This window comes from Devosia sp. (assembly GCF_028290645.1).
Lineage (GTDB): Bacteria > Pseudomonadota > Alphaproteobacteria > Rhizobiales > Devosiaceae > Devosia_A.
Window position 1 is genome coordinate 1 of sequence record NZ_JAQGJL010000098.1, and the last position, 11,337, is coordinate 11,337.

Here is an 11,337-nt window from a genome sequence, read left to right on the forward strand (position 1 = left end):
GGACGCGCATGACCTCAATGAGGCCGACGACGACGAGTGACTATTTCGCCGGGCGCTTGCGGGGTTGCGACGTCTTCTTGGTCGCACGCGGGCGGCGCTTTTCGATCGCGTCCCAGATCAGCGGCGCGATATCGGGGCCGCCAAAGCGCTTGATTTCGCGGATGCCGGTTGGCGAGGTGACGTTGATTTCGGTGAGATAGTCGCCGATCACGTCGATGCCGACGAAGATCATGTCGCGCTCTTTCAGCGCCGGACCGATGGTGGCGCAGATCTCGCGCTCGCGCGGAGTGAGCTCGCTGAGTTCGGGGCGGCCGCCAGCGTGCATGTTGGAGCGGGCTTCGCCATCGGCGGGGACACGGTTGAGGCCGGCTACCGGCTCGCCATCGACGATGATGATGCGCTTGTCGCCCTTGCGCACCTCAGGCAGGTAGCGCTGCACCATGAAGGGCTCCTTGAAGCTCACTTCGAACAGCTCGATCAGCGAGTTGAGGTTCTGGTCGCCCTCCTGCAATAGGAACACCCCGGCGCCGCCATTGCCGTAGAGCGGCTTCAGGATGATGTTGCCGTGCTCCTCGCGGAAGTCGCGGATCAGGCCGCGGTCACGGGTCACCAGCGTCGGCGGCATCAGCTCGGGAAACTCGGTGACGAGGATCTTTTCGGGCGCGTTGCGAACGGCGGCGGGCGGGTTCACCACGAAGGTTTTGGGGTGGATGCGCTCGAGCAGGTGCGTGAGCGTCGTATAGTTCATGTCGAACGGCGGGTCCTGTCGCATCAGCACGACGTCGTAGGACTGGAGGTCGGCGCGGGCGAAGTCGCCGAGCGCAAAATGCTCGCCCTTCGGCTTGTCGAAGACCTTGATCGGCGCCAGCTCGGCCGAGACGTGATTGTCGCGCAGCGCCAGGGATTGCGGCACGTAGTAGTCCACCTTGTGCCCGCGCGCCTGGGCTTCGAGCATCAGCGCGAAGGTCGAATCCCCCGCCGGGTTGATGGTGGCGATGGGATCCATCTGCACGGCGATTTTCAAAGTCACGTTCTGGCTCCGACGCTCAAACACCCGGTGGGCGGAGACGGAAACGGAGTGCCTCACTCGCCCTGAAAAGCGTTCTTCACATGGCGCGGCCAGGTCATCGGCGCAAGGAAAATCACGTCGAAGCGGAGGGGTGTTTCGGCGAGCGCCGGATAGCGGGCGACGTAATACTGCGCGGCGCGCGAGATGCGGCGGGTGTTGACCGCCTCGAGCGCGATCGCCTCCTCGGCGCGGCCGCGACGGGCCTTGACCTCGACGAAGGCGGTGAGCCCGAAGCGGCGGGCGACGAGGTCGATCTCGCCGACGGGGGTTTTCACGCGGGCGGCGACGATGCGGTAGCCCTTCAGGCGCAGGTACCACGCCGCCAGAGCCTCGCCGCGGCGGCCGAACAGTTCGGCGCCGAGCCTCGAAGCGCGGGTCTGATTATTCCTCTGCCTTGAGGGCGAGAGCCGCATCGTAGACCTCCTTGCGCTTGAGGCCGTAGCGGGCGGTGATCTCGTCGACCGCGGCGCGCAGCGGCTGCGCAACCAGCGCCTCCTCGAGCGCGGCTTTCCAGTCCGCTGCCTCGACCACCACGCCCTCGGTGCCGCCGACGAGGATCACCGCTTCTCCCCTGGTGTCGCCGGCGCCGAAATGGATGGCGAGTTCGCTCAGCGTGCCACGTTCGACGCGCTCGAAGCGCTTGGTGAGTTCGAGCGCTACGGCGGCGGGGCGGTCACCCATCGCCTCGGCCATCGCGGCGAGACTATCGCCGAGGCGGCGCGGCGACTCGTAGAATACCAGCGTGTCAGTGCGCGGCTTCAATGCAGCCAGAGTGTTGGCGCGGGCGCCGGCTTTCGAGGGCAGGAAACCGATGAAGCCGAAGGCGTCGGCGGGGACGCCCGCACTCGCGAGGGCTGCGAGCAGCGCCGAAGCGCCGGGGATGGCGAAGACCGGGAGGTTTGCTTCCCGCACGGCGCGGACCAGCGGGAAGCCGGGGTCGGACAGCAGCGGCGTGCCGGCATCGGAGATCTGCGCCACGGCACGGCCTGCCTCGAGGCTCGCGATCACCTCGCCGATGCGGGCCCGTTCATTGTGCTCGTGGAGCGACTTGCGGGGTGTCCGGATGCCGTAGTGATCGAGCAGGGTCGCCGAATGGCGAGTATCTTCGCAAAGCACCAGGTCGGCGGCGGCGAGCGTCTCGAGCGCGCGCAGCGTAATGTCCTTCAAATTGCCGATCGGGGTGGCGACGACATAGAGCCCGGCCGCCAGCGGCGGGCTCGGAAACTCAGTCCCGGCGATGAAGAAGCTCTTCGGCCGATCGTCCACGCCACCTCCCAATGTTAAGACGAAATTGAGCTCGGTCTTTATGAGCCGGGCCCGATTCTGTATAGACGCCCATGGGGGCGTGTATCGGCGCCAGAGTGCGAGACTTGGCAAGGGTTGGGCAAGTGAGAATTGCAATGAGCGCCGGGGCGCTGACGGGGCCGGGGTTCTCCGGATTGAGGGCCCTCGGCCTTGGCCTTGCCGCTGCGGCATTGCTTTCGGCCTGTTCGCCGGGGAGCTTCTCGTTCGGTCCCGGCAGTGGAACCTCCGGGCAGGTGACGCCGCTCGTCACCGGCAAGAGTTTTGGCAAGGGCCCTGTACGGGTGGCGCTGCTGCTGCCCTTGTCGGGCGACCCCAATATCGCGGCGGTCGGGACATCGATGGCCAATGCATCGGAACTCGCCATCGATTTCGTCGAGACCAATCCCAATATCGGCGAAAACATCACGGTATTGCTGAAGGATACGGGCACGACGACTGCGGGCGCGACGCAGGCCGCGCAGCAGGCCCTGAGCGAAGGCGCGAGCCTGATCCTCGGGCCATTGCGCGCCGACCAGGTGACCGCCGCCGGGCAGGTGGCGAAGGCCGCGGGGATTCCGGTCATTGGATTTTCCAATAATTCCGGGGCCGCATCGCCCGGCGTATTCCTCCTCAATATCCTCCCCGAGAGCGAAGTGAAGCGCTCGATGGGCTATGCCAGCAAGCTGGGCAAGAAAGCCTTTGCGGGCGTGTTCCCAACCACGGATTTCGGCCGCATCCAGGAGGGCGCGTTCCGTCAGGCGACGGCGGATCTCGGGCTCAATGCCCGCGCCGTCTACAATTTCTCGACCGAGGAAGAGGCGCGCAACGTCGTGACGCAGCTGGTGCCGATGCTGCAGGCGGGCCAGATCGATGCGCTGTTCATTCCGGACCGGGCGACGGCGCCGAGCTTTGCGAACCTGCTCAATGAAGCCGGGATCGCGCCGGGGAAGGTCCAGCTGATCGGCTCGGCCGACTGGGACGGCGACCCCTCGATCCTCAACACCACGACGCTGGCGGGAGCGCTGTTCCCGGCGGTCGACGATGCGGGCTACAACGCGATGCTGCCCGAGTACCAGGCGAAATTCGGCTCGGCGCCGCACAAGTTCGCCACCATCGCCTATACCGCGACGATCCTCGCCAACGCCTCCTCGCTCGCCAACGGCTCGCCGCGCTACGACCGGGCCCAGCTGACGCTGCCGGCCGGTTTCAACGGCCGGGACGGGGTGTTCCGTTTCCTGCCGGATGGGCGGAGCGAATATGCGCTGGTGATCAAGCAGGTGACGATCGGCGGCGCGAGCATTGCCGAGGGGGCGAAGCTTTAGGCGGACCACAAGTGGCTCAGCTTGGGCCATCTCCCTTGTGGGAGGCAATGCAGCCGCGTCGGCTCAGCAGTAGACGGCGTTTCCCAGCGTCACGCAGTTGTCGTCGTCGCTCGCCACCAGCTTGGTCGCATCGAGCGGGGTGAGGGAGACGAACGAGCTGGCCGATTGCGGTGCGGTGGCGACCCAGTGGCCGTCGTCCCAGTACCAGACACCCAGATTGCTCTGGCGCTGGGCGACCTTGACGATCCCGGGGTAGCCGATATGCGGGTTGGCCATGCCGTCGGTGGAGTAGACCCCGCTCGCCGTTTCCATGACGCGTATGAGCGTGGTGCGGCCGTAGGCGATCTTGCGAACCGTCGATTCGCGTATCGGCTCGATCGAGACGCCGGGCTGGACGTAATAGTCCCATTTCATCAGCTTGCCGGGATCGAAGGCCGGCGGCCAGATCTCGTTGGGGGTGCTGAGCAGGGTCCGCGCCGGCTCCTCGTCGGCAATGGCCGGCGGCAGGACGCTGGGCAGCGCGAGGAGCAATGCCAGCCCGGCGCCGATCGCGCCCGTGAGCATGATGGTCCGCGTCGAGTCCATGGCCGTCCTCCGATCGAGGGATCTTGTTAACGATCCATCAACCATGCGGGCCGAGCGCGTGTCAAAATGGAACACGCGTTAAGGTAAACTTAACCTAGCGGGGGAGATCGGCGGCAAGCTGCTCGACGATTTCGACGAAGCGGTCATAGGCCTCGCGAGTCGGCCAAGGCCGGATCAGCTTTTCGAAAGGTTCGAACTCGAAGACCGGGAAACTGGGCTCGCCAAAATAGCGCCGCGCCTCTTCCGGCTCGAACCCGGCAAGGTGGGTGGCTTCGAGGAAGGCGGCCTCGCGGTCGGCGCGCTTGATCAGTTTTTGCAGCGCGGCCGGCGGCACGGCGGGGAGCGAGAAGCGCAGATAGACGGCGCCGAGCAGGCGATTCTCCACCTCCTTGTAGTTGCCGCCCATCGCCGCCTTGAACGGCGAGATGATGTCGCCCATCACATATTCGGGCGCATCGTGCAGCACGGCATAGAGCAGCGCACGCGGCTCGGCTTCGCGGTTGAGGGCGCGAAATAGCTCGAGCACCAGGATCGAGTGCTGCGCCACGGTGAAGGGGTAATCGCCGATGGTCTGGCCGTTCCAGCGGGCGACGCGGGCGAGGCCATGAGCGATGTCGGAAAGCTCGACGTCGAGCGGGGACGGATCGAGGATGTCGAGCCGCCTGCCCGACAGCATGCGCTGCCACGCCCGCTCCTTGCCCCGCGCCATGAAAGCTCCCGTGTTTCGAAGGTGTGGAGGGTAGTGGGGCGGAGGTGATTCGCCAAACGTACCGACGCGGGGCCGGTTCTAGTCCTCGGCGGAAACCTCACCGAACTGGTACGTCGCGTACGGCGGCAGGGTCACCGTCACCGGCTTGCCATCGACGGTGACGTCGGCCGGATCGGTGATGCGGTCCAGCCTCAGGATGGCGACCGCCCTGCCCTCCACTACCTCACCAATCGCGCCCGCCTCGCGCCCGAGGGCCACCACCGGCGTCCCCGCTGGAGCTTCGATCCCCGAAACAATCACAGGGCGGCGGCGCGCAGTGCCGCGGTGCTTCATGCGGCTCACCACTTCCTGGCCGATGTAGCAGCCTTTGACGAAGTCGATGCCATCGAGCAGGTCGAGGCCGATATCGTGGGCGAAATTCTGATCGATGCCGAAATCCGGCCCCTCTTCGGGCACGCCGGCGCTGATGCGGTGGGCGGCAAAGCTGTTGTCGGGTGGCGCCCAGGCGGCGCTCGCGGCTTTCTCGGCGATAACGCGCTCGCCCAGCCCGCGCGGATCGGCATGAACGATCCCCTCGGTCCAGCCGTCGAAACTCCAGCCCACCGAATGCGTGTCGCGCAGGTCGTCGATCTCGACCCTGGCGCGGAGGCGATAGAGCTTCATCTTCTTGAGGAACGTGTCGGCGACGGAAGTATCGACATCGAGCCAGAACGCCTCCTCTGCCCAACCGCTGAGCCCCTCGGCCTGCACCTTGCCCTGCGGCGAGAGCAGCGCCCACCAGACTGCCGGACCCGGCTCGGCGAGGAGCCGTCCGGTCACCACGTCGAACAGCAGTTTCTGCGCCTCGGGCCCGGAAAACCGGAAGGCGGCACGGGACGGACGGAGGATTGTGGGCATGGGGCGGTTCCGCTACACCCGCCGAAAGGCAGGCGGACCACAGACATGGCGCAGTACGAGACGATCTTCAAGAACGGCACCGTGGTGAACCATGATGGGGTGCACCGCACCGACATCGCCGTCAATGACGGCGATATCGTCGGGCTCGGCGATCTCGGCGCGGCATCGGCGGGCGAAGTGATCGACTGCACGGGGCTGCATATACTCCCCGGCGTCATCGACACGCAGGTGCATTTCCGCGAGCCGGGGCTGACGCACAAGGAAGATCTCGAATCGGGCTCGCTATCGGCGGTGATGGGGGGTGTCACCGGGGTGTTCGAGATGCCCAACACCAATCCGCTGACCACCACGCGTGAGACGTTCGAGGACAAGATCGTGCGCGGCACCCGGCGCATGCACTGCGATTTCGCGTTCTATGTGGGGGGTACGCACGAGAACGTGGGGCAGTTGGCCGAACTGGAGAGGCTGCCGGGTTGCGCGGGGGTGAAGGTGTTCATGGGGTCGTCCACCGGCTCGTTGCTGGTGCCGGACGACGATGGGGTGGAAGCGATCCTCTCCGCCATTTCGCGGCGCGCTGCGTTCCACTCGGAGGACGAATATCGGCTCGAGGAGCGCAAACACCTGCGGGTGCCGGGCGACCCGAGCTCGCACCCGGTCTGGCGCGACCCGGAGGTAGCGCTGCTGTCGACGCGTCGGCTGGTCAGACTGGCGCGGAAGACCGGCAAGCGGGTGCATATCCTCCACATCTCGACGGCCGAGGAAATGGTGTTCCTCGCTGCGCACAAGGATGTGGCGAGCGTCGAGGTGACGCCGCACCACCTGACGCTCGACGAGACCGCCTATACCCGGCTCGGCGCCTATGCGCAGATGAACCCGCCGGTACGCGACAAGGCGCATCGCGAGGGGATCTGGGCGGGGGTGCGGAACGGCGTTGCCGACATCCTCGGCTCCGACCATGCGCCACATACGCGCGAGGAAAAGGACCATGCCTATCCGGCGAGCCATTCGGGGATGACGGGCGTCCAGACGCTGGTGCCGATCATGCTCGACCACGTCACCGCCGGGCGGATGAGCCTTGAGCGTTTCGTCGACATGACCAGCCACGGGCCGAATCGGCTGTTCGGCATCGCCGGCAAGGGCCGGATCGCGGTGGGTTACGATGCCGACCTGACGGTGGTGGATTTGAAGCGGCGCGAGACCATCACCAATGAGTGGGTGAAGAGCCGTGCCGGCTGGACGCCGTATGACGGGGTGACCGTCACCGGCTGGCCGGTGGGCACGATCGTCCGCGGCAACAAGGTGATGTGGCAGGGCGAACTGGTGACGCCGAGCGTCGGGCTGCCGATGCGGTTCCTGGAGGCGCTGTAGGCAGCGCCGGATGAGGGCTTACTGCAGCGACCTGCTGAGGCTGTATTCGCCGGACTGGATGCGCTCGGGCAACGTTGCGATCAGCTCGGAAATCGCCGTCTCTCCATGATGCTCGACCAGCGAGGTGATGGCGGCGAACAGCGAGGCATGGGCCAGCGCCAGCGTCGCGACGCCGTCGTCCTCGGCACTGTTCCAGGCTTCGGCGATATATTCGAGCGCTACCTGGCGCTCCTCGCGTTCCGCCTCGGCGAGCAGTTCGATGCCGCCTTTGCCATTGAGAGTCTTGGAGAGTTTCATCCTTCGGCCGTAGCATGCCTCGTCAAGAGGCGCGCCTCACTCCTCGCCAAAAGGTTAATATGCACTGTCCAATTAATATTAATCCCCGATGGGGCGGTTATTCGGCGTAGCGCGAGTGGATGTCGCGGGCGGTCTTTTCGGCCTCGACCAGCAGCCGGGACAGGGCCTGGTCGGCCGAGACGGTGCAGAGGCGATAGAGCCGCGCATAGGCCTCGTAGCCGGAATTGAAGGCACCGGTCAGCCGCTGCTTCCTGTCATCGTCGGGCTCGTCGAGGCTGATCAGGTCGGCCATCTCGCCGCGCCAGTCCGTTTTCGCCTCGGGCTTGCACAGCGGATCGAGGAAATAGAGGCTGCCGAGGATTTCGGAGAGCCGCTCCATCTCCTCCTGGTACGGCGGATCGACGGCGCGGGCCGGGCCCGCGGCGAGCAGCAGGGCAACAAGAGCGATGCGGAGCGGGCGAAGGCGCATGCGGCATCCTTAGGTCAAAGCCGTACCCGCCTCAACTGCGATCGAAGACCCGGAAGGCGCCCGCCACCACGTCCGCAAGATCTGGGGTCGTGTGCATGGCCCCGATCTCGTCGACCCGCACCCAGCGATGAGCGCTGACTTCGTCGGAGGCGACGATCTCGCCCTCGAAGGCCTCGGTGGCAAACACCTGCAGCACGAAACGGCCCTCGGCGAGGAACATCCGCCGGATTGGATGGAGCCGCCAGACGCGAAGGCCAACCTCCTCCAGGATCTCCCGCTCGGCCGCCTGTTCCGCCGTCTCGCCCTGCTCCAGCCGGCCGCCGGGGAGGCTCCACATGCCGAAATAGGGTTTTCGGGCACGCTGGATCAGCAGCACCCGGTCGCGGTCGATCAGCGCGACGCTGGCGGCGTTGGGGGGCTGCCGGGACTCGGTCATAACCGATGATTGTGGTTTGCCGACCCGGCGGCAAGTGCCTAACTAATGGCACACCAAGGAGCCCAGACGATGTGCGGACGCTACGCGGCCACCCTGCCGCCCGAGATGATGGTCGAGCTGTTCAATCTCCTGAACAAGATCGACTTCCCGCCTCGCTACAACATCACCCCGACCCAGCCGATCGCCGTCGTCTGGGAACAGTCCGGCCGCCGCACCATCCAGCTGGTGCGCTGGGGGTTCGTGCCGGCCTGGGTGAAGGATCCGCGCGAGTTCTCGCTGCTGATCAACGCCCGCTCCGAGACGATGGCGGAAAAGCCGTCGTTCAAGAATGCGGTGCGCAACTCACGCTGCATCGTGCCGGCCTCTGGCTACTACGAGTGGATGAAGGGCCCGGATGGGAAGCGCCAGCCCTACTACATCACCATGCAAGACAATTCCCCGATGATCTTTGCCGGGCTCTACTCGCAATGGGCGGGTCCGGACGGCGAGGAGGTCGACACCGCCTGCATCGTCACGGTCGAGCCCAATCTCGAGATCAGCTCGGTCTATGACCGCATGCCGGCAATGCTCACCGGCGACGCTGTCGACATGTGGCTCAACACCCGCGATTTCGACGCTACCGCCGCAGCACAACTGGCGCTGCCGCTGCCGCCGGGCTCGTTGAAATATCACCCGGTGGGGAAGGGCGTCGGGCGGGCTGAGGCCGAAGGCCCGGAGCTGATCCGGCCGATCTCGCCGGAGGAGGCGGAGGCCGAGGCGGCTGCAAAGCCGAAGAAGAAGGCAGCGGCCGGAGGAGGGCAGCTGGACCTGTTCTAGGCGATATCGAAATAGCCCAGCGCGTCGCCGATCGCCGCTTCCTCGTAGCCGAGGTGCGAGAGCAGCACGCGCTCCAGCGCTCGATACAGCTCCAGCGTCTCGGCGAAGCGCTCCGGACCCGGCGCCTCGGCGAGATCGCCCAGCGCATCGATCAGCCGCACCAGCAGTTCATGCACCACGACATGCTCGGCCCTGAGCCGGTCGGCGATCTTCTTGAACGCCTCGCCCTGCGCGGCGATGGCGGGGAAGATCGCCTGGTCCTCGATCGAGTGGTGGACGTTGACGATCTGGCAGTGCTGGCCGCAAAGGTTCCCGAAGCGCCGGTAGTTGGCGACCATGGCAAGCCCGGCAGCTTCGCCGGTGACCGCGGCGGCGGTGGTTTCGCCGGCGGCGGCGCGTTCGATCAGCCGGCCGAGCGCCTGCATGTTCTCGCGCAAATGGTCGTGCACCATCCGCAAATGCAGGCCAGGGGCGCGCTGCGCTTCGTTGAGGCCGTCGAGCTCGACCGGAACAGGACGAGTAGCGTCGTCGAGGAATTCGATATCTTCAAGCATGCGCCGTCAGATGGGGCGGCAGGCGGGCCCCGTCAACAGGTATCACCCGAGTACCTTACCTGGGTTGAGGATACCGTTGGGGTCGAGCGCGGCCTTGATCGCCTGCATCATTTCGAGCGCCACCGGGTCCTTTACCTGCTTCAGGAGGTCGGTCTTCAGCTGCCCGATGCCGTGCTCGGCCGAGACCGAGCCGCCGAGCTTGCCGACGATCCGGTAGATCGCCGCATGCAACGGTTCGGCCCCGGCCATGAAGGCCTTGCCGTCGGCGCCCGCGGGCTGGCTGAAATTGAAATGAATGTTGCCGTCGCCCATGTGCCCGAAGGGACAGGCGCGGATACCTGGCACGATGCGTTCCGCCGCTGCCGCGCCCTCGGCGATGAGTCGCGGCACCGCTGCGATCGGCACCGAGACGTCGTGCTTGATCGAGGCGCCCTCGCGGCTCTGCACGTCGCTCATCTGCTCGCGGGCCGCCCACATAAGGGTACGATCGGACTCGGACTCGGCAACCACCGCATCGGTCACCAGCCCGCCACCGAGCGCTTCCTCGAGCGCCGATTGCAGCGCGCCGGGCACCCCGCCCTTCATGCGGTTGACCTCGGCGAGGACATACCAGGGCGACAGGCTGGCCGCGGGGTCGCGCAACAGCATGCCGTGCTTCAGTTGCAGGTCGATGCCGAAGCGCGGCATCAGCTCGAACGCTGTCAGCCGCATTCCGGTGCGCTCGCGCAGCAGGTAGAACAGCTCGAGCGCCGCCTCGGGGCCCGCGACATTGATGAACGCCGTCTCGTAGGCTTCGGGGATCGGGAACAGCTTCAGTGTCGCCGCGGTGATGAAGCCGAGCGTGCCTTCGGCCCCGACCAGGAGGTCCTTCAGGTCGTAGCCGGTATTGTCTTTCTTCAGCGCATTGAGGCCGCGATAGAGCCGTCCGTCGGCCAGTACCGCCTCGACCCCCAGCGTCAGTTCGCGGGCATTGCCGAAGGCCAGCACCTGCACGCCGCCAGCATTGGTACTGAGCACGCCGCCGATGCGCGCGGAGCCCTGGCTGGCGATCCAGAGCGGGAACATGGCGCCCCCCGCTTCCGCCGCCTTGTGCGCCTCCTCGAGGATGACGCCGGTCTCGACGGTCATATGCCCGGCCGTGGCATCGACTTCGCGCACCCGGTTGATGCGGGACAGGTTGACCACCACTTCGTCGCCGCGCAGCGGCACCTGGCCGCCGACGAGCCCGGTATTGCCGCTTTGCGGCACCAGCGGGATACGGTGCTGGTTGGCCCAGCGGCAGAGCGCCTGGAGCGTCGCGATGCTACCGGGCAACACCACGGCGACCGCCGGCGTATGGAAGCGCTTCCGCGGTTCGGCCAGATAGCTCGCCATCTCGGCGGGATCTGAGATCAGCGACCCCGCGTCGCCAAGCAAGGTCTTGAGGGCGCGGATGATTTCCTTGGGTGGGAGTGTCATGGCGCCAGAACATAGCCCCCGACGGGCTTGGCGCAAGGGCGAACTTGCCCGCCGACCTTGCTCAAACACTGGC

The 11,337-nt window shown here is 66.3% G+C and carries 14 protein-coding genes; 3 read left to right on the forward strand and 11 right to left on the reverse strand.

Translation table 11 applies throughout. The annotated features are described in order from the left end of the window. Window positions 1–40: 40 nt before the first annotated feature. From gshB to rsmI, 3 genes are read right to left on the reverse strand one after another with little or no spacing between them, the layout of a single operon-like run. Window positions 41–1,030: a glutathione synthase gene (gshB, locus tag JWQ89_RS05500; protein ID WP_299639114.1), complete on the reverse strand. Its 990-nt coding sequence runs from the start codon at window positions 1,028–1,030 to the stop codon at window positions 41–43. Between the two features lie 53 nt (window positions 1,031–1,083). Then, window positions 1,084–1,482, reverse strand: coding sequence for a YraN family protein (locus JWQ89_RS05505; RefSeq protein ID WP_299639116.1), 399 nt, complete (start codon window positions 1,480–1,482; stop codon window positions 1,084–1,086). Next, window positions 1,451–2,335, reverse strand: coding sequence for a 16S rRNA (cytidine(1402)-2'-O)-methyltransferase (gene rsmI / locus JWQ89_RS05510; protein ID WP_299639117.1), 885 nt, complete (start codon window positions 2,333–2,335; stop codon window positions 1,451–1,453). Before rsmI ends, JWQ89_RS05505 begins: the two co-directional genes overlap by 32 nt. A 122-nt stretch (window positions 2,336–2,457) precedes the next feature. Between rsmI and JWQ89_RS05515 the strand changes: the two genes are divergently transcribed. Beyond that, on the forward strand, window positions 2,458–3,675 hold the full coding sequence (locus tag JWQ89_RS05515; protein WP_299639119.1) for a penicillin-binding protein activator: 1,218 nt from the start codon (window positions 2,458–2,460) through the stop codon (window positions 3,673–3,675). Between the two features lie 63 nt (window positions 3,676–3,738). Here JWQ89_RS05515 and JWQ89_RS05520 read toward each other — a convergent pair whose 3' ends face one another. The 3 genes from JWQ89_RS05520 to JWQ89_RS05530 all read right to left on the reverse strand — a co-directional run bounded on the left by JWQ89_RS05520 (window position 3,739) and on the right by JWQ89_RS05530 (window position 5,866). Beyond that, on the reverse strand, window positions 3,739–4,260 hold the full coding sequence (locus JWQ89_RS05520) for a hypothetical protein (RefSeq protein ID WP_299639121.1): 522 nt from the start codon (window positions 4,258–4,260) through the stop codon (window positions 3,739–3,741). 94 nt (window positions 4,261–4,354) lie between these two features. Next, window positions 4,355–4,969, reverse strand: a complete 615-nt coding sequence (locus JWQ89_RS05525) for an HD family hydrolase (RefSeq protein WP_299639123.1) — start codon at window positions 4,967–4,969, stop codon at window positions 4,355–4,357. 78 nt (window positions 4,970–5,047) lie between these two features. Continuing rightward, entirely contained in the window at window positions 5,048–5,866 is an 819-nt protein-coding gene (locus JWQ89_RS05530; protein ID WP_299639124.1) for a folate-binding protein, read from the reverse strand. A gap of 45 nt (window positions 5,867–5,911) precedes the next feature. On the opposite strand from JWQ89_RS05530, the gene JWQ89_RS05535 reads away from it, so the two are divergent. Beyond that, window positions 5,912–7,234: a dihydroorotase gene (locus tag JWQ89_RS05535; protein WP_299639126.1), complete on the forward strand. Its 1,323-nt coding sequence runs from the start codon at window positions 5,912–5,914 to the stop codon at window positions 7,232–7,234. Window positions 7,235–7,252: 18 nt separating this feature from the next. Here JWQ89_RS05535 and JWQ89_RS05540 read toward each other — a convergent pair whose 3' ends face one another. The 3 genes from JWQ89_RS05540 to JWQ89_RS05550 all read right to left on the reverse strand — a co-directional run bounded on the left by JWQ89_RS05540 (window position 7,253) and on the right by JWQ89_RS05550 (window position 8,436). After that, the gene (locus JWQ89_RS05540; protein ID WP_299639128.1) at window positions 7,253–7,531 is read right to left on the reverse strand and encodes a hypothetical protein; all 279 of its coding nucleotides are present in this window, start codon (window positions 7,529–7,531) and stop codon (window positions 7,253–7,255) included. 97 nt (window positions 7,532–7,628) lie between these two features. Next, window positions 7,629–8,000: a TIGR02301 family protein gene (locus tag JWQ89_RS05545; RefSeq protein WP_299639130.1), complete on the reverse strand. Its 372-nt coding sequence runs from the start codon at window positions 7,998–8,000 to the stop codon at window positions 7,629–7,631. 31 nt (window positions 8,001–8,031) lie between these two features. Further along, the gene (locus tag JWQ89_RS05550) at window positions 8,032–8,436 is read right to left on the reverse strand and encodes an NUDIX domain-containing protein (RefSeq protein WP_299639131.1); all 405 of its coding nucleotides are present in this window, start codon (window positions 8,434–8,436) and stop codon (window positions 8,032–8,034) included. Window positions 8,437–8,505: 69 nt separating this feature from the next. On the opposite strand from JWQ89_RS05550, the gene JWQ89_RS05555 reads away from it, so the two are divergent. Next, window positions 8,506–9,252, forward strand: coding sequence for an SOS response-associated peptidase (locus tag JWQ89_RS05555; protein WP_299639132.1), 747 nt, complete (start codon window positions 8,506–8,508; stop codon window positions 9,250–9,252). Here JWQ89_RS05555 and JWQ89_RS05560 read toward each other — a convergent pair. Further along, window positions 9,249–9,806 carry a hemerythrin domain-containing protein gene (locus JWQ89_RS05560; RefSeq protein ID WP_299639133.1) on the reverse strand — a complete coding sequence of 186 codons (558 nt, stop codon included), beginning with the start codon at window positions 9,804–9,806 and terminating at the stop codon, window positions 9,249–9,251. The genes JWQ89_RS05555 and JWQ89_RS05560 overlap by 4 nt on opposite strands. 42 nt (window positions 9,807–9,848) lie before the next feature. Further along, window positions 9,849–11,264, reverse strand: a complete 1,416-nt coding sequence (locus JWQ89_RS05565; RefSeq protein ID WP_299639134.1) for an FAD-binding oxidoreductase — start codon at window positions 11,262–11,264, stop codon at window positions 9,849–9,851. Window positions 11,265–11,337 lie beyond the last annotated feature (73 nt).

Bases quoted from the DNA above. Each gene is read 5' to 3' on its own strand.
- JWQ89_RS05525 (WP_299639123.1), bottom strand. From the start codon at position 4,969: ATGGCGCGGGGCAAGGAGCGGGCGTGGCAGCGCATGCTGTCGGGCAGG.
- JWQ89_RS05520 (WP_299639121.1), bottom strand. From the start codon at position 4,260: ATGGACTCGACGCGGACCATCATGCTCACGGGCGCGATCGGCGCCGGG.
- JWQ89_RS05550 (WP_299639131.1), bottom strand. From the start codon at position 8,436: ATGACCGAGTCCCGGCAGCCCCCCAACGCCGCCAGCGTCGCGCTGATC.
- JWQ89_RS05540 (WP_299639128.1), bottom strand. From the start codon at position 7,531: ATGAAACTCTCCAAGACTCTCAATGGCAAAGGCGGCATCGAACTGCTC.
- JWQ89_RS05530 (WP_299639124.1), bottom strand. From the start codon at position 5,866: ATGCCCACAATCCTCCGTCCGTCCCGTGCCGCCTTCCGGTTTTCCGGG.
- JWQ89_RS05535 (WP_299639126.1), top strand. From the start codon at position 5,912: ATGGCGCAGTACGAGACGATCTTCAAGAACGGCACCGTGGTGAACCAT.
- JWQ89_RS05560 (WP_299639133.1), bottom strand. From the start codon at position 9,806: ATGCTTGAAGATATCGAATTCCTCGACGACGCTACTCGTCCTGTTCCG.
- JWQ89_RS05565 (WP_299639134.1), bottom strand. From the start codon at position 11,264: ATGACACTCCCACCCAAGGAAATCATCCGCGCCCTCAAGACCTTGCTT.
- JWQ89_RS05505 (WP_299639116.1), bottom strand. From the start codon at position 1,482: ATGCGGCTCTCGCCCTCAAGGCAGAGGAATAATCAGACCCGCGCTTCG.
- JWQ89_RS05545 (WP_299639130.1), bottom strand. From the start codon at position 8,000: ATGCGCCTTCGCCCGCTCCGCATCGCTCTTGTTGCCCTGCTGCTCGCC.
- JWQ89_RS05555 (WP_299639132.1), top strand. From the start codon at position 8,506: ATGTGCGGACGCTACGCGGCCACCCTGCCGCCCGAGATGATGGTCGAG.